Genomic DNA, 17,591 nt, shown 5'->3' with positions numbered 1-17,591 from the left:
GTAGATTATTATTTTAACATATGTTGCAGCTTATTTATTAAGCTGCAACATAAGGTTTTGCACAAAGTTTAGGCTTTATTGCGGCGCAAACAAATAACGGCAATGGCAGTAAAGGCTAAAATAAAGCAGTAGTAAGATGACGTTGATACTTCCCACGGGCTAATTTTAAACGTAGCACCTAACAGTAATGCTTGAGCACCATAGGGCAGTGAGCCTTGCGTAACACAAGCAAAAATATCAAGTAAACTTGCAGAGCGTTTACCACTTATTTCGCCATCATCAGCAAGTTTTTTAGCAATAGGACCTGCAACAATAATTGATACCGTGTTATTGGCTATACACACGTTGCTGGTTAATACCAACGCAGCTATACCAAGCTGATCAGCTACTTTGCGGTGCCACTTGGCAATCACTTTTGTAATGGCTTGAATTTTTTGTGCCAGAAAATCAAGGCCGCCGTTAATACGAATGAATTCAGATAAGCCACCAATAAACATAGAAAGTAAAAATATTTCCTGCATATCGGTAAAGCCTTTGTAAATATCTTTTACAAAGCTTGCGCCTTCGTAGCTGCCGGTAAAGCCCATTAGCGCAGCAAATACAATACCGCTAAATAGCACCACAAACACGTTCATACCGGCAACAGCCAATACTAAAATAAAGGCATAAGGTAGCACTAATAATAAATCAAAATCTTTAGTTTCTACTGCTTGTGGAGCAGGTGTTAAATAAAGCAGCAAAGCAATGGTTAATACGGCAGCAGGAACCGCTATTTTTAAGTTTTCTTTAAACTTGTCTTTCATTTCACAGCCTTGCGTACGCGTTGCCGCAATGGTTGTGTCTGAAATAATAGAAAGGTTATCACCAAACATTGCGCCCGATACTATAGTACCGGCCATTAGCGCAGGGTCGATGCCTGTTTTAACGGATACCGCATAAGCAATTGGCCCTATAGCACCAATGGTACCCATTGATGTACCCATTGCAGTAGAGACAACCGCAGCAATTAAAAATAGCCCAGGTAATAACAGCGACGGGGGAATAAGTGACAAACCAGCGTTTACAACCGCATCCACACCACCGGTGGCACTTGCTACTGCCGAAAATGCACCAGCAAGTAAATAAATTAAACACATGGTAATAATGTTGTTGTGTCCTGCGCCTTTAATAAAGGTTTCAACACATTGGTTTACAGTGCCTTTGTTTAAAATAAAGGCAAGCATAATAGCGGGTAGTATAGCAACCGGTGCTGGGAGCTGGTAAAAAGCGTAATCAACCCCTTGCGATTGTAAATATAAACCTGAGCCTAAAAAAAGGGCAACAAAGGTAAGAAGGGGAAGCAAAGATAGAATTGCTTTGTTTTTATTAAATGTTGGCTGCATTGTATTCCTCATAACCAGTTAGTATAACCACAGCCAAAACTCCTCTTTTAGCTGAATTTAGTAGATCACTCTTTAATAAAAAAGTTGATGACCACAGCGCCCGCAAGCCAAAGACCAAATCGACGCGAAAGAGAAGTTTAAATGTATAGATGGCTAAAGTAAACTGGTATTGTTATTATTATTTAATTAAGGGCTTACCTGACTATTGCACGACTTTTAGATAATATCTACCGGTGTGCGATTATATGCGGCTAATAATTGCTCAAAGCAAGTTTAGGGCGGCAAATTAGTCAGGGTACGCAACAACAGATCCAACTAAATCAGATTAAGGCAATAACAATGAATCGAATAGGTGTTTTTGGTGCTAACGGCAGAATGGGCTTAGCCCTATTAGAAGCCGCGACAATTAAAGAGCAAGCACAACTTGGTGGTGCGTATGTTCGCAGCAGCTCATCGTTATTGGGTATTAATGTAAATCAAGTAAACAGTTCAGCCGACAAATCCATTAGCTTTAGCGACGAGAGCAAGGTTGCTGATGTTGATGTACTTATCGACTTTACGTTACCAGCAGGTATGCGCAATCACTTAAAAACAGCGCTCGATAAAAAACTGCCTATGGTTATAGGCACCACAGGTTTAACTAGCGAAGACATGGCATTATTAGAAAATGCTGCTAAACATATTCCTATTGTGTTTGCGCGTAACTACAGCGTTGGCGTTAATGTGCTACTTAACCTAGTGCAAACAGCGGCCACTAAGTTTGGTGATGACCTAGATATAGAAGTTTTTGAAGCACATCATCGTCATAAAATAGATGCGCCCTCGGGCACAGCATTAGCCATTGGTGAATCTATTGCACAGGCTAAAGGGTGGGATCACGATGAAGTAGCGGTATACGACCGCAGCCAAGTAGAAACCGCAAAATCACAAAATGAAATTGGCTATTCAGTACTAAGAGGCGGGGACATAGTAGGTGAACACACCGCCTATTTCGCAACTATGGGCGAAAGGCTTGAATTAACCCACAAAGCAAGTTCGCGAATGACCTTTGCATTAGGAGCTATAAGGGCTGCGCAGTGGTTACAAAATAAACCAGCAGGACTTTATGATATGCAAGATGTGCTAGATCTGAAGTAGTTTAGTTACTTTTTTAGCTGTTTGGGTCTATTTTTGCCTAAAGCGACTTATTTGTAGTATTTATCTAAATAACGTTAGACCTAAATAGCATCTTCATGTAGAATGCAGCCAATTTGCCAAAAATTACTAAATGCGTGTTTCCAATTATACCCAAGTGGCTAGTAAAACCAGGGGTTTCAGTGGGAATGAAAAGAGTTTTAGGCAAGAAAAATGATTGAAGGTTTAGCGTTTTATATCGGCATCATTTAAGACTGCGTAAAACAATTTAAGCTCACAAAAAAATCTGGTTTTGACGATCCCTCTGGGTATTGGCGGGGTGTTAAGCATTTGCTTACTCCCGTTTTTTACTGTTAGGAGGTTTAACTTGACTAAATCCGCTCTGTTAGTCCTAGAAGACGGCACAGTGTTTCGCGGTACTGCAATCGGCGCTGACGGCATGTCAGTCGGTGAAGTAGTATTCAATACGTCTATGACTGGTTATCAAGAAATTTTGACTGATCCATCATACGCGGAACAAATCGTAACTTTGACGTACCCACATATCGGCAATACGGGTACCAACAGCGAAGACGAAGAAGCGAATCAAATTTGGGCTAAAGGCCTAGTGATCCGTGATTTGCCACTGCTAGCAAGTAACTTTCGTAACGAGCAATCGTTAGATGATTACTTAAAACAACGTAATATTTTAGGTATTGCGGACATCGACACCAGAAAGCTTACCCGTATTTTGCGCGACAAAGGCGCACAAAACGGCTGTATTATTGCCGGTGACGAGTTAGACGAAAACAAAGCGTTACAAGCCGCGCAAACCTTCCCAGGTTTAAAAGGTATGGATTTAGCAAAAGTTGTCTCAACCAAGGAAAATTTTGAGTGGCGCGAATCGAGCTGGACATTAGGCCAAGGATTTAAAACCCTTAGCAGCGATGATGAAAAGTTTCATGTAGTAGCCTACGACTTCGGTGTTAAACGTAATATTTTACGTATGCTAGTTGATCGCGGTTGTAAATTAACCGTTGTACCAGCGCAAACCTCAGCCGCCGATGTACTTGCTTTAAACCCAGATGGTATCTTCTTATCTAATGGTCCTGGCGATCCAGAGCCATGTACTTACGCTATTGATGCAATTAAAACCTTTTTAGAAACCGACACACCAATTTTTGGTATTTGTTTAGGGCATCAATTATTAGCACTGGCCTCAGGTGCTAAAACAGTAAAAATGAAATTTGGCCACCACGGTGGTAACCACCCAGTAAAAGACTTAGACCGCGATGTAGTTATGATCACCGCACAAAACCACGGTTTTGCTGCCGATGAAGACACACTGCCAAGTAACTTACGTGCCACGCACAAATCGTTATTTGATGGAACACTACAAGGTATTCATCGTACTGATAAGCCAGCGTTTAGCTTCCAAGGTCACCCAGAAGCAAGCCCAGGCCCGCACGATGCAGCCCCATTATTTGACCACTTCATCGACCTGATGCAAGCGCGTAATAACTAATTTAACTGGAGTAATAATGCCAAAACGTACCGATTTAAAAAGCATTCTTATCTTAGGCGCAGGCCCAATTGTAATTGGTCAAGCTTGTGAATTTGATTACTCTGGTGCTCAAGCGTGTAAAGCACTTAGAGAAGAAGGCTTTAGAGTTATATTAGTTAACTCAAACCCAGCAACTATCATGACTGACCCAGAAATGGCCGATGCAACGTACATCGAACCTATTCATTGGGAAGTGGTAGAAAAAATTATTGAAAAAGAAAAACCAGATGCAGTACTACCAACAATGGGTGGTCAAACGGCATTAAACTGTGCACTTGATTTAGATAAGCACGGCGTACTGGCTAAACACGGCGTTGAGCTAATTGGCGCAACCGCCGATGCAATCGACAAAGCAGAGAACCGTGAACGCTTTGACGTAGCCATGAAAAACATTGGCCTTGAATGTCCACGTGCTGAAATTGCTCACTCTATGGATGAAGCACACGATACGCTAACACGTATTGGTTTTCCGTGTATTATTCGTCCTTCTTTCACTATGGGTGGCACCGGTGGCGGTGTGGCTTACAACATGGAAGAATTTAACGAAATCTGTGAGCGCGGCCTAGATTTATCACCAACAAGTGAGCTGTTGATTGATGAATCACTGATTGGCTGGAAAGAATATGAAATGGAAGTTGTTCGTGATAAAAAAGACAACTGTATCATTGTATGTTCTATCGAAAACTTTGACCCAATGGGTGTACACACTGGTGATTCAATCACCGTTGCACCAGCACAAACCCTAACCGACAAAGAATATCAATTAATGCGAAATGCCTCTATGGCGGTACTGCGTGAAATTGGTGTTGAAACCGGTGGTTCAAACGTACAGTTTGGTGTAAACCCTGATGATGGCCGCATGGTTATCATTGAGATGAACCCTCGTGTATCTCGCTCATCAGCATTGGCATCTAAAGCAACGGGTTTCCCTATTGCTAAAATTGCCGCTAAGTTAGCAATTGGTTACACGTTAGATGAACTTCAAAACGACATTACGGGTGGCAAAACACCAGCGTCATTTGAGCCATCAATCGACTACGTAGTAACAAAAATTCCTCGCTTTAACTTTGAAAAATTTGCCGGCGCGAACGACCGCTTAACAACGCAAATGAAATCAGTGGGCGAAGTAATGGCGATTGGTCGTAACCAGCAAGAATCGTTACACAAAGCATTACGCGGTCTTGAAGTAGGCGCAACGGGCTTTAACCCAATTGTGGCACTTGATGACCCGAAAGCGCGCGAAAAAATCATCCGTGAACTACGCGAGCCAGGCGCTGAGCGTATTTGGTACATTGCCGATGCAATGCGCCACGGTATGAGCGTAGAAGAAGTATTTGAACTTACCAAAGTTGACCCTTGGTACTTAGTACAAATAGAAGACATTTTAAAAGACGAAGCTAAAATTGCTGAAGGTGGCATGGCCGGCTTAAATGCAGAGTTTTTACGTAAACTTAAGCGTAAAGGCTTCGCCGACCCACGTATTGCTGAAATTGCTGGTGTATCTGAAGCCGAAATTCGCAAAAAGCGTCATCAGTTAAACATTGTACCTGTGTACAAGCGTGTTGATACCTGTGCTGCTGAATTTAGCTCAGACACAGCTTACATGTACTCAACGTACGATGAAGAGTGTGAAGCGAACCCGTCAGACAAAGACAAAATCATGGTTATTGGCGGCGGTCCTAACCGTATCGGCCAAGGCATTGAGTTTGACTACTGTTGTGTGCACGCAGCCCTTGCACTACGCGAAGATGGCTATGAGACCATCATGGTTAACTGTAACCCTGAAACGGTTTCTACCGATTACGATACCTCTGACCGTTTATTCTTTGAACCAATTACACTTGAAGACGTATTAGAAATTGTACGTGTTGAAAAACCAAAAGGTGTGATTGTACAGTACGGTGGCCAAACACCACTTAAACTAGCACGTGAACTTGAAGCGAATGGTGTGCCAGTAATTGGTACTTCACCAGATGCGATTGACCGCGCAGAAGACCGTGAGCGTTTCCAGCAGTTAGTAGAGCGTCTTGATTTACTACAACCAGAAAACGCGACAGTTACATCAACTGAAGAAGCATTGCTTAAATCAGGTGAAATTGGCTTCCCACTGGTTGTGCGTCCATCGTACGTACTGGGTGGCCGTGCAATGGAAATTGTTTACGATGAGCAAGACTTACGTCGTTACATGACCGAAGCGGTACAAGCTTCAAATGAAGCGCCAGTACTACTTGATCACTTCTTAGATAATGCAATCGAAGTGGACGTTGATGCAATTTGTGACGGCGAGCAAGTAATTATTGGCGGTATAATGGAGCACATTGAGCAAGCGGGTGTTCACTCGGGTGACTCAGCGTGTTCATTACCTGCACACTCTTTATCACAAGAAGTGCAAGATGTTATGCGCAAACAAGTAACCGATATGGCACTTGAGCTTGGCGTAGTGGGCTTAATGAATACACAATTTGCTGTAAAAGATGGCAAAGTGTACTTAATTGAAGTGAATCCACGTGCGGCGCGTACTGTACCGTTTGTATCTAAAGCGACCGGTATTGCACTTGCAAAAGTAGCCGCGCGTTGTATGGCGGGTCAGTCTTTAGCAAGTCAAGGCATTACTAAAGAAGTAATTCCACCGTATTACAGCGTTAAAGAAGTTGTTTTACCGTTTGCTAAGTTCCAAGGTGTGGATCCTATCCGTGGCCCAGAGATGCGCTCTACAGGTGAAGTGATGGGTGTTGGCGATACTTTCGCCGAAGCGTTCGCAAAAGCACAATTAGGTGCAAGCAACACTTTACCACGCGGTGGTCGCGCGTTACTATCTGTACGTAACAGCGATAAGTCTCGTGTTGTAGAACTTGCTAAAACCATGACAGACCTTGGTTTTGAAATTGATGCAACAGGTGGCACAGCAGAGGCTTTAAAAGAGGCCGGTATTGAAGTACGCCGTGTAAACAAAGTATATGAAGGCCGCCCGCATATTCTTGATAACATCAAGAATAAAGAGTACAGCTATATCGTAAATACCACCGAAGGTCGCCAAGCGATCGAAGATTCGAAGGTGTTGCGTCGTGGTGCATTGCAAAACAAAACCAACTACACGACAACCTTGAACGCGGCATTTGCTAACTGTACTGCTAACCAAGCGGACGACCGTAGTAAAGTGACGTCAGTTCAAGAGCTACACCAGCGATTGAACTAAGGAAATGTACCAAGGCCACTAGGCCTTGGTGTTAAGTGAGAAAAGTATGCAATCAATTCCGATGACAGTTCGTGGCGCAGAGTTACTGCGCGAAGAGCTTAACGAATTAAAAACAGTTACCCGTCCTAAAATCGTAAATGATATTGCGATTGCACGTGAACATGGTGACTTAAAAGAAAACGCTGAATACCACGCAGCGCGTGAGCAACAGGGTTTTTGTGAAGGCCGTATTCAAGAAATTGAAGCTAAGCTTTCAAATGTGCAAATTATTGACGTAACTAAAATGCCTAATACAGGTAAAGTTATTTTTGGTACTACTGTCACTATTGTAAATGTAGAAACAGATGCCGAAGTAACCTACCGTATTGTGGGTGATGACGAAGCAGATATTAAAAATAACTTAATTTCTGTTAACTCACCGATTGCGCGCGGTTTAATTGGTAAACAAACAGATGATGCTGTGACCATTAAAACGCCTAAAGGCGACGTTGAGTACGAAATCATTGACGTTGAGTATCTTTAATATTTAGCTCACAGTAATGTTCAAGCAAAAACCGATGCAATTGCATCGGTTTTTTTATACCTAAAAACTAGCTAATAGCAACTTACCCCCATAAACCCCATATATAACACCAACCCTCAAAATAAAGAGCTGAGTTAAACGGATTGGCATAATTGGATTGCTAAAAAAGCGCGTGCCATTACCCGTTAAAAAATTTATAAATAAAATGGTGACTGCATAAATGCTAAACACACTCTACGCTTATTCATATTGCATAAAGAGTGTGCGTGTTGATATAGGTACATTCATATAGGTAATGTGTAAATGCATAACGGCTTTTACACACTGGAATCACTTTATTAAAAGGAACATTCATGGCTAATATACTTTATCCAGCGCCTTTAAAAGTAGGCTCTAAAATTGCTATTTGCTCGCTTTCGTCGGGCTTAAAAGAAAAATACCATGCACGATTAGATAGAGTGATAGACGGTTTAAAACACCGTGGTTACGAGGTAGTAGAAGGGGAGTTTTTACGCCAAAATAAACCCCGCGATGAATTAGATGCAAAAGCGCATGCCAAGCAATTAATGGGCTTTTTGCTAGACGATGAGGTTGCCGCCATTATGCCGCCAATGGGCGGAGAGCTGGCAATGGAAATTTTGCCACTACTCGATTTTAACGCCATAAAAGAGGCCAAACCTAAATGGCTGGTGGGTTTTTCTGATGTGAGCACAATTGCCTGTGCACTTACGGCTAAGTGCCAATGGGCAACACTTCATAGTGCCAACCTAATGCAGCTCCACCCTGATGAAACAAACCCCTACAGCTTACAAATTTTTGAAACCATTACCTACGAGTCAGGAAGTAAATTTGAGCAAGGACCTTCTGCTTATTATCAAAAAAATAAACCCAATTACGCACAAAACCCCGATGAGCTGCTAGCGCCAAGCGAGCCTACCCAGTGGCAGTGCCTAAATTACACTGATGAGCGCACAATAGAGATGTCTGGGCGCTTATTTGGCGGCTGCCTTGATACCGTAGGGTTATTGCTGGATTCGCCATTTTTAGCATTGCATGACTTTAAAAAACACAGTGCGAACGAAGGGCTAATTTTATACCTAGAAAATTCAGAGCTTACCCCTACCACCGTGGCACGATTTTTACTGTCGCTCAAACTTGCCGGTGTATTTGATGATATTAACGGCCTTATTTTAGGGCGCAGCGAAATAACACAAAGTCATCACGATGCATTTGATTACCGCCATGCGCTAGATGTGGCATTGGGTGGGTGTTTATTCCCGGTAATAATAGATGCTGATATAGGTCATGTGCAGCCAAATTTAAACTTAGTTAATGGCGCAAAATGCTCACTCACGGCCGATATTAACCAAGGTAAAGTACTCAATGCCTCACTAAACACTGAACTTATTTAACGTTTATTTTTGAATAACGTATAAATACACGCGTATAATGTGCAGGCCGTGAACAGATAAGTTCACGGTACATTCTCAGGGCGGGGTGAAATTCCCCACCGGCGGTATGTTTTACTCATTAGTTTTTGAATAAAACGAGCCCGCGAGCGCTTTATTTAATAATCGTTTTTTAATGTATTAAATAAAGGTCAAGCAGATCTGGTGAGATGCCAGAGCCGACGGTTATAGTCCGGATGAAAGAGAATATAGCTTGTAGCGTATGCAAACACGTGGCCTGTGGCTGCGTGTTTAATACCAATTCGCAATAATACTTAATCATTTTGAGCGACACGTTTTTCCAACCTCAAAATAAATCACTTAATTAAGCGGATTGGTATAAGCTGTTTAGTGGCAAAAAGTGCGCAATTTAGTTTGTGTGTTTTGCCATGCCTTTCAGTGTCCTGAATCTATTTATTTTTATGTGGAATATAATAATGATTCAGTCTTTACTTAGCCAATTTGGCGAAAGCCACACCCGCGTAGAAAACGCCATCGCTGCTTTGCAGCAAGGCCAAGGCGTACTTGTTGTTGATGACGAGAACCGCGAAAACGAAGGTGATTTTGTTTTTTCTGCCGAGCATTTAACCACCCAACAAATGGCGGAAATGATCCGCGAAGGCAGCGGAATTGTGTGCCTGTGTATGGGCGATGAGCGTATTAAGCAGCTCGAGCTACCGCAAATGGTAACTCACAACACCAGCCAAAATAATACAGCCTACACAGTTACAATAGAGGCTAAATACGGTGTTACAACCGGCGTATCGGCCGCCGATCGAGTAACAACGATTAAAGCCGCCACAGCCGATAACGCCAAACCGAGTGATTTATCGCGCCCAGGCCATGTATTTGGCTTAAAAGCACAAACAGGTGGGGTTTTAGTTCGCCGCGGCCACACCGAGGCATCTGTTGATTTAATGCAGCTGGCTGGTTTAAAACCGTTTGGGGTTATTTGTGAACTCACTAATCCTAATGGCACCATGGCGCGTTTACCACAGGTAAGTGATTATGCTAATAAACACAGCATGACAGTGGTATCGATTGAAGACTTAGTACAGTACATACAAATGCAAGAATTAAAGGTCAGTTAAGCATTTTTAAGCATTACCTAAGTAAAACCCAGCTTTATTGCTTGGTTTTTATTTTATAATAAGCAATTAATTGCTCGTTTTTATTTGAAAATGTTTCTTGCCTAGGCGGCTTTTTCAAAAATCCTCAGCCTGTAAACTTTGCCTAAATAGTCAGTGCAACCGCACACAGTTTATTATTTAGGTGAAACTATGAAAATTAACACGCTTTTACTAGCAAGTGCTTTAACAAGCAGTGGCGTATGGGCAGCGCAAAGTAAACTTGAACAGCAAATAACGCCGGCACCCCAAATGGGCATAATGGATAGTTATAATCAGCACATTACCAACGCCCCTTTTTTACTTAATCTCGACAGCCAACCCAAAGAGCAAATGGGCCCATATTTAACACGCCAATATTTTCATGGTACGCAATCTACGTTTGTAAAATGGGTGGCTAAAAAAGGTGGCAAAGTGCCGCTTCATAAACACCCGAATGAACAAGTAACGTGGATCATGTCAGGCGAGGCTAAAGTGTTTTCTGGCGGTAAACAATATCTTATGAAAGCGGGTGACATGATGGTAATACCGGCCAATGTACCGCACGAATTTCACTTTACCCAAGATACGGTGGATATTGATTTTTTTGCCCCAGCTCGTCAAGACTGGATAGACGGCACAGCTAATTACATTAAGCAAAAGTAGGGCAAATTATGTTTTTAAATAAATCTAAATTAGGGCTAAGCGCTATAGCCTTGCTAATAAGTGCCTCGGCTTTTGCAAATGACACGGTACCCGCTGAGGTTTACGCACAAACCGACGGTGCTGTGGGCGGTATTACGTATACACAAAACAAGCGCTTTATTTTTAGTTATCACCCTTTTTATAACCCAAAAGTAAAAGTGGGGGAGCTTTTAAAAAGTGGTGATGTGGTGCCATTTCCTAATGCGCAAATGCAAACCCCTTATAAAAGTGATGGCAGCTTAAAAAATCCCGCTAACTATTTAAATTGGGTATTAGGGGTAAGGGCTGATGAAAGAGGTAATGTATGGATACTCGACTCAGGCCAGGCGCAGCCGCGTATTACGCCAAAGCTGATAGCATGGGATGCGCTAAACAATAAGCTTAATAAAATTATTTATTTACCTAGCCCTATATCGGTTGCTCAATCTCAACTTAATGACTTAGCTATATCGAGCAAATACAATACATTGGTGATCGCTGATGAAGGTATTGCAGATGGCGGAAATGGCAAACAAGCCGCCCTTATTATCGTTAATACTAAAACAGGTAAGAGCCGGCGAGTACTGCAAGGTCACGAAAGTGCATTACCCGATTACACAATGCCAATAATGATTGATGAAGGGACTGATAACCAAAAGCAACTTAATGCCTTTATTGGTGCTGATGGCATTGTGCTTGATAACGCGCAGCAATGGCTTTACTTTGCTCCGCTTAATAAAAAGTATGTTTACCGTATTAAAATGGCCGACATTGCTAACGAGCAACTAACCGATAAACAACTAGGCGAACGAGTAGAGCAATACGCACAAAAACCAGTAAACGGTGGTTTAAGTATTGATGCTGATGATAATTTATATTTAACCATAGTGGGTGAGCGTACTGTGGGCGTTATTGATGCCAAAACACGTACGTACCGTGATTACACGTACGATAAAAACATGATTTGGCCAGATGGTGTAAGCATTGGACCAGAGGGTTACATGTACACCGGCGCTGCACAATTGCCGCTTTCGGCACAACTTAATAACGGCAATGCTCAAAATAAAGCACCCTATTACATATTTAGATTTAAACCTTTAGCTGAGGGCGTAATAGGGCGCTAACTATAATGTGTAAATTAAGCACGCCTTTATGGCGTGTTTTTTTATTTTATTTACTACTTATACCAATCCGCATTAACGCTTAATCATTTTCAGGGGCTAAACGTGTCGCTATCTGCGTTAAAAAATTCTCATTTGGAACGACTAAATAGCGAATTTTTTGCCTTGCTATCAACACGTTTATCCATCCTCAAAATAGATCACTTAATTATGCGGACTGGTATTAAAGCGTGATTATCAATTTTTACAAGATAAAGTTTCAACCTAAATGCGGTTTTTCTGCGCTGACTATTTGGGTATCTTACGGGCATAGGTACTTAACCCGCTTTAGGCTTTAATTAATTATGAAACTATACAGTTACTCTCATTGTCCTTTTTGTGCGCGTGTTAAATATGTAGCAGGCAAATTAGGCATTAAGCTTGATGAGGTTGTACTTGATTACGACGACACTGAAACACCAACAAAACTAATTGGTAAAAAAATGGTACCTATTCTTGAAATGGATGGCGGCACTGTTATAAGTGAAAGTAACGAAATTATTAGCCTGTTTATTAAACTTGCTGGATCTAGCGAATCAAACAAGCCAACGCAAGGGGCTATTGAGTGGCAAGGTGGCTCGTTTGCGCCTTTATTGCAAATTGGTTTGCCGCGCTGGCCATTACTGGATTTAAAAGAGTTTAAAACAGAATCTAGCCGTATAGCGTGGGAAGATAACAAGCAATCGACAGAGCTTAACTTTGTAAACCTAATAGCATCAACTCCTGAGATCGTTTTACAAGTAAATGAATTTTTAATTGGCACCGAAAAACAGCTCAATATTAAAAATGGTAAAACGTCATTAAGCTTGCTTGATAGCGCTATTTATTTTTCTATATTACGCGGTTTATATTGTGAGCCAACCATTACTTGGCCAGAGCAATTAAACCAATGGATGAACTATCAGGCATTAGAATCTCATGTGCCGTTATTAAGATAGCGAATAATGAAAAAGTTTTAACAGCCAGTACGACTCCCTTCGTATTGCCTTCTTTTGGCCGGTGACCTCGTCACTGGCTTTTTTTATTTAGCTCTGAAAATCCCCCCTTTTAATCCAGCACTTAGCAGTGTGCGTGAGCATGGCTGAGTAGTATATTAATAACATTAAAAAATTAGTTACCTATTTACACTACATATTATTAGTGGAATTATTAAGCAGGCTTATTCAACGCTATGAATACGCAAAATAATACCAGGAGCTATTATGTGGGATGAAAGGTATAACACTCAGCAATATGCTTATGGCAAACAGCCAAACGATTTTTTAGCCGAGCACTATAAGCAATTACCTAAAGGCAATGTTATTAGCTTAGCCGAAGGTGAGGGGCGAAATGCGGTATTTTTAGCAAAAATGGGTTACAGCGTTACCGCGGTTGATGGCTCAAAAGTAGGGCTTGAAAAAGCGGCAAAGCTTGCCAAAGAGCACAACGTAAACATTGAGCTTGTACACGCCGATTTAGCGAAGTTTGATTTCGAAAAAGAAAAATGGGATGCGGTAGTGTCTATTTATTGCCCTTTAGCAAGTGCCGTGCGTTCAGCGGTATATAAGCGCGCTGTTAAAGGTTTAAAGCCAGGTGGGGTGTTTTTACTTGAGGCTTATACGCCTGAGCAAGTAAATTATAATACCGGAGGCGGCCCAAGTGTCGATACTAAAACCTCAAAAAGCGATTTACAAGATGACTTAGCCGAGCTTAGCTTTGTACATTTAGAAGAATTAAAGCGAGAAGTGTTTGAAGGCACATACCACACGGGTTTAGCATCGGTCCTGCAAGCTATTGCTAAAAAATAAAATGAATATAAAAGCTTAGCACTCATTAGCGCTAAGCTTTTTTAATAGGTTTTTATAAAACCTGTATAACTTGCTCTTTTGCTAAGCGAGATTTAGGTAACTTAGCGTTATAATCTTCAGTGTCATCGTGGTAGCCAAGTACCAACGCTACATCACAAATATAGCCATCGAGCTCTTGTTCAAACACTTCACCAATAAGCTGTGCATCTACACCTTCCATAGGTGTTGAATCAACGCCTAAGCGTGCTGCGGCGTGCATTGTGTTGCCCAGGGCAATGTAAGTTTGCGCTTTGGTCCACATTGCATTGTTGCCTTGCTCATCGGTATTCATGTCAACAAAAGCAAACGCGCCAAAAGCTTGTTCGCGGTTTTCACTTTGAGTTCGGCCATTTTTAATGTCTGCATCAATGACTTGTGCATAGTCATCACGTTTATATTTAGGGTTGTAAGCAAATAAAATAACGTGTGATGCAGTTTTAATATGCGGCTGATTAAATTGAAATTTATTAGCAAACGTAGAGTGCATACGCTCTTTAGCTTCGTCTGATTCAATAACAATAAATTTCCACGGCTGCGAGTTAATCGATGAAGGAGAAAGACGCATAGCTTCGTAAATTACATCTAGATCATCTTGAGGAATACGCTTGGTTGTGTAGCGTTTAGTTGTATAACGTTTTTCTAAATCATTAATAATTGGATGGGTCATGGTTATCTCCGTTAAGTGGCTTTTTTAGCCAAGTAGTGTCTATATTGAGCCTTTTAAAAAAAAACAAAGCACAAATTACTATTTAATTGGATTGTTATTAAGCCAATTACGCGTTACGTCATCGAGTGGTTGTAAGTTTTTGCATACTTTATAGTCAAGCTCGGCAATGATCTCATTTGAAAAGCGTAATTTATCAAGGGTGTTTAACTGTGCTTGGTTAAACAGCGCTTGTTTATCTTCACGTAGGAGTAAAACAGCTCTATCAACAACGCCTAGTAATCCTTGTGGTTCTTTAAGCTCTCGTATTGTGTGCTTGTAATGCAAAAATTGTGGCTTCCATAACGGCACTACGCACCAGGTTTGGGTGGCGACGGCGTTTTCAAACGCGCTAAAACAGTCATGCTCTGTGCCGGTTAAAAACTCATATCCTGCGCTCGTCAGCCCATATTCTTTCATCATATTAATAGAAAAACGGGTAATACCAGCACCGGCATTAATGCCCTGAATTGTTTTTTGCATTTTTGAAAGCACATCTGGTTTTAACAAATCACTAATTTCGTTCACTGCACTTTGCGGTACGTAATCTGGTACGCCCCAGTGTGCATAAGGCTCATAATGTAAGCCAAGCTCAACGAGTGGCATAACTTGTTCAACATCGGCTTTATAAATACCGTGGCTTGAAGGTAGCCATGCTGAGGCGAGTAAATCTACTTCACCAGATTTAAGGTTTTTAAAGTTATCTTGATGCGGCGCATAAATACGCTCAACGTTAAAGCCCATATCAGTTAAAACATGGCTCACTAAAGAGGCCGTAACATGGTGAAACGATAAATCGGTTACGCCCAATTTTAAATGTACTGTACTCATAATGAATTACTCCATTTTATAGAGCAGCCCGTGCTGGGTGTTTGCTGCCCAGGACCTTTGCCTGTGGCCGCAATTTGGCGCATGGCATTAACTAACTCAGGAGTGCGATGTGCATCGTCATTCATTTTTGCATCGTCTAAGCGGCCACGGTATTGCAGTGCCCCATGTTTATTGAAACCAAAAAAAATCAGGCGTGCAAACCGCGCCATACTGTTTGCCTACGCGTTGGTTTTCATCAACAAGGTAGGGAAACAAAAAGCCGTGCTGTTTAGCAAATTTTTCCATATTAGCTGGGGAGTCAGCAGGGACGCTTTTATAGTCGTTCGACATAATAGCTAACACATTTATACCTTCGTTTATTAATAACGCGGTATCATCGCTTAAGCGCCTTGCAATACGTTGCACATAAGGGCAATGGTTACAAATAAACATGATTAACAAGGCATTTTCGCCTAGGTTGTCGGCTAAGGTAAAAGGCTCGCCTTGCGGGGTTCTTAACGTAAAGTTGGGTGCTTGCCAGCCAAAGTCGCAAATAGGGGTGTCGAGTAGCATAACTTAACTCCTAAAAAGCCAGCGGGTATGGCTGGCTTATAAAAATAATTAATTATTTTTGATTAAAGCGAAAACGCGTTAATACGTAAGGTGGTTTTGCATTACCAAAGCCTTGGCTAAATGCAGGGTGCTGGTGGAGCTGATCTTGGGTTACATAAATCCAACCATTGCTCACTGCTAGGCTATCAGGCCATGATAATCGTTTGTCTTGAACAATTATTTCGTAGTGGTCTTTAGTCGTTAAGCCAATGGCATTGTTTTCAAGGTCGGTTACTAAAATACCGCCATCTGGCGCGTAGGTCATGCCATCGCTTGGGTTTTTAGGGCCAAACACTTCAATGCTTTTTGCTTTTTTAGCATCTGAATACGTGCTATCAGCGAGTGTTTTTGCCGGAATACGGTACACGCTAGTACCTGTAAATGCGCCAAAGTATACCCATTCATTTTTATCATCAATAGTAATTGGGTTTAAACCAAAACGTAGGTTTGTTGTTTCACCTTTTGCTGATTTAGATGCAACAGGAGAGGCTTCGATGACAATATCGCGCTCCTCTGGCATTAGCTTAGCATTGCCCTCAAGTACACGCGTTGATTCGCCGGTTTTTAAATCAACAACAATAAACGCAGGTTTAGTGGCGCCCATAAAGTTACCAAAAGACATATCGGCAATGTAAATTTTGTCGTTACGTTCATCAATAACAAAGTCTTGTAAAAACGAGTTATCAAGTACAGCGTCTTTATTTAATTCAATGGTATTAACTAAGGTATTGGCAACGCTGTCCCAGGCTATAAGTTTTGGGGCTACTTGCTCGCTGCCCATGTCTAAAATCCACACCACACCTTTGCTGTCGCTATGCACGCCAATTACGGCTGCAAGGCCTACTTTGCCAAGCTCGGGGCCGTCAGCCCAATCTTCGTTAGGGAAAGGTTGTTGAGCACCGTTTGCCATAATTTCAACTACTCGCGTTTTTGGTGCATCAAGCGGGTGCATGCTTACAATCATTCGCCCTGCAGGTGTTATAGTTATACCTGCGCCGCGATATTTATTAAAAGTAGTCACCGTTTCAAGGGGGCCAACGTCTGCTGCATAGGCGCTTGAAAAAGCACTTGCGGCTAATGACAGGGTTGCTATTGCTAAAGTGGTTTTTAATCGTTTCATACTGTGATACCCGTTATGCTAAAAAATAGAGTAAAGCGATTTAAATAGCCTAAATGACTTCGCTTGCGTTGAGGTGAATAATAGGTGAGAATTTTTATGCAATAAACAGGGTAATGATTGAATCTTTATCAAATAATATTAGTTAATTGATAAAGCGAGCGATTGCTTTAAACAAATTTTCTTTTTAAACATACTATTACTGCCAAAAGCTGGGTTTACTAATAAACGCCTTAAAGATTGTCCTAATTTAATAAATAGTGGTTAGTGACTAGCTGTTGGGTACAGTGTAATATTTGCCTTTATATTGATAAACCGCGCAATAGATAAGCATTGTTAAATATAAA

Annotated in this window: 16 protein-coding genes and 1 riboswitch; of the genes, 10 read left to right on the top strand and 6 right to left on the bottom strand. The window is 41.6% G+C overall.

Going from position 1 to position 17,591, the window contains the following annotated elements:
* Nucleotides 1–68: 68 nt before the first annotated feature.
* Entirely contained in the window at nucleotides 69–1,382 is a 1,314-nt protein-coding gene (locus MTF68_RS03450; protein ID WP_004588096.1) for a Na+/H+ antiporter NhaC family protein, read from the bottom strand.
* A 339-nt stretch (nucleotides 1,383–1,721) separates the two neighbouring features.
* Between MTF68_RS03450 and dapB the strand changes: the two genes are divergently transcribed.
* The 10 genes from dapB (at nucleotide 1,722) to MTF68_RS03400 (ending at nucleotide 13,963) form a co-directional block, all read left to right on the top strand.
* Entirely contained in the window at nucleotides 1,722–2,519 is a 798-nt protein-coding gene (gene dapB, locus MTF68_RS03445; protein ID WP_055255032.1) for a 4-hydroxy-tetrahydrodipicolinate reductase, read from the top strand.
* A gap of 364 nt (nucleotides 2,520–2,883) precedes the next feature.
* On the top strand, nucleotides 2,884–4,020 hold the full coding sequence (carA, locus tag MTF68_RS03440) for a glutamine-hydrolyzing carbamoyl-phosphate synthase small subunit (protein ID WP_004588094.1): 1,137 nt from the start codon (nucleotides 2,884–2,886) through the stop codon (nucleotides 4,018–4,020).
* 16 nt (nucleotides 4,021–4,036) lie between these two features.
* Nucleotides 4,037–7,255, top strand: a complete 3,219-nt coding sequence (gene carB, locus MTF68_RS03435) for a carbamoyl-phosphate synthase large subunit (RefSeq protein ID WP_024033384.1) — start codon at nucleotides 4,037–4,039, stop codon at nucleotides 7,253–7,255.
* Nucleotides 7,256–7,301: 46 nt separating this feature from the next.
* Complete coding sequence (greA, locus tag MTF68_RS03430) at nucleotides 7,302–7,778, top strand: transcription elongation factor GreA (protein WP_004588092.1); 477 nt, start codon at nucleotides 7,302–7,304, stop codon at nucleotides 7,776–7,778.
* Between the two features lie 353 nt (nucleotides 7,779–8,131).
* Nucleotides 8,132–9,190, top strand: a complete 1,059-nt coding sequence (locus tag MTF68_RS03425) for a S66 peptidase family protein (protein WP_024033385.1) — start codon at nucleotides 8,132–8,134, stop codon at nucleotides 9,188–9,190.
* A 67-nt stretch (nucleotides 9,191–9,257) separates the two neighbouring features.
* Nucleotides 9,258–9,439, top strand: a riboswitch (FMN riboswitch).
* A 224-nt stretch (nucleotides 9,440–9,663) separates the two neighbouring features.
* Nucleotides 9,664–10,317, top strand: a complete 654-nt coding sequence (gene ribB / locus MTF68_RS03420; protein ID WP_248461672.1) for a 3,4-dihydroxy-2-butanone-4-phosphate synthase — start codon at nucleotides 9,664–9,666, stop codon at nucleotides 10,315–10,317.
* Nucleotides 10,318–10,506: 189 nt separating this feature from the next.
* A complete protein-coding gene (locus MTF68_RS03415) occupies nucleotides 10,507–10,998 on the top strand; it encodes a cupin domain-containing protein (RefSeq protein WP_248461671.1) in 492 nt (163 codons plus the stop codon).
* Between the two features lie 8 nt (nucleotides 10,999–11,006).
* Nucleotides 11,007–12,140, top strand: coding sequence for a major royal jelly family protein (locus tag MTF68_RS03410; RefSeq protein WP_248461670.1), 1,134 nt, complete (start codon nucleotides 11,007–11,009; stop codon nucleotides 12,138–12,140).
* Nucleotides 12,141–12,481: 341 nt separating this feature from the next.
* The gene (gene grxB, locus MTF68_RS03405) at nucleotides 12,482–13,114 is read left to right on the top strand and encodes a glutaredoxin 2 (protein WP_248461669.1); all 633 of its coding nucleotides are present in this window, start codon (nucleotides 12,482–12,484) and stop codon (nucleotides 13,112–13,114) included.
* A 264-nt stretch (nucleotides 13,115–13,378) separates the two neighbouring features.
* Nucleotides 13,379–13,963 (top strand): class I SAM-dependent methyltransferase, encoded by a 585-nt coding sequence (locus tag MTF68_RS03400; RefSeq protein WP_248461668.1) that lies wholly within the window; start codon nucleotides 13,379–13,381, stop codon nucleotides 13,961–13,963.
* Between the two features lie 52 nt (nucleotides 13,964–14,015).
* Here MTF68_RS03400 and MTF68_RS03395 read toward each other — a convergent pair whose 3' ends face one another.
* The 5 genes from MTF68_RS03395 to MTF68_RS03375 all read right to left on the bottom strand — a co-directional run bounded on the left by MTF68_RS03395 (nucleotide 14,016) and on the right by MTF68_RS03375 (nucleotide 17,247).
* Complete coding sequence (locus tag MTF68_RS03395; RefSeq protein ID WP_054983121.1) at nucleotides 14,016–14,669, bottom strand: nitroreductase family protein; 654 nt, start codon at nucleotides 14,667–14,669, stop codon at nucleotides 14,016–14,018.
* Nucleotides 14,670–14,747: 78 nt separating this feature from the next.
* Nucleotides 14,748–15,536 (bottom strand): glycine betaine ABC transporter substrate-binding protein, encoded by a 789-nt coding sequence (locus MTF68_RS03390; protein WP_055255038.1) that lies wholly within the window; start codon nucleotides 15,534–15,536, stop codon nucleotides 14,748–14,750.
* On the bottom strand, nucleotides 15,533–15,745 hold the full coding sequence (locus MTF68_RS03385) for a hypothetical protein (protein ID WP_248461667.1): 213 nt from the start codon (nucleotides 15,743–15,745) through the stop codon (nucleotides 15,533–15,535). The genes MTF68_RS03390 and MTF68_RS03385 overlap by 4 nt, the downstream gene beginning before the upstream one ends.
* A complete protein-coding gene (locus tag MTF68_RS03380; protein WP_248461666.1) occupies nucleotides 15,705–16,088 on the bottom strand; it encodes a thioredoxin family protein in 384 nt (127 codons plus the stop codon). The genes MTF68_RS03385 and MTF68_RS03380 overlap by 41 nt, the downstream gene beginning before the upstream one ends.
* Nucleotides 16,089–16,140: 52 nt before the next feature.
* Nucleotides 16,141–17,247, bottom strand: a complete 1,107-nt coding sequence (locus MTF68_RS03375; protein WP_248461665.1) for a major royal jelly family protein — start codon at nucleotides 17,245–17,247, stop codon at nucleotides 16,141–16,143.
* Nucleotides 17,248–17,591 lie beyond the last annotated feature (344 nt).

The sequence above is a fragment of the Pseudoalteromonas sp. 2CM37A genome, assembly GCF_023161885.1.
GTDB classification, from domain to species: domain Bacteria; phylum Pseudomonadota; class Gammaproteobacteria; order Enterobacterales; family Alteromonadaceae; genus Pseudoalteromonas; species Pseudoalteromonas atlantica.
Note: the sequence above shows the minus strand (reverse complement) of the source record. Positions and strands in the feature narration are given on the sequence as shown.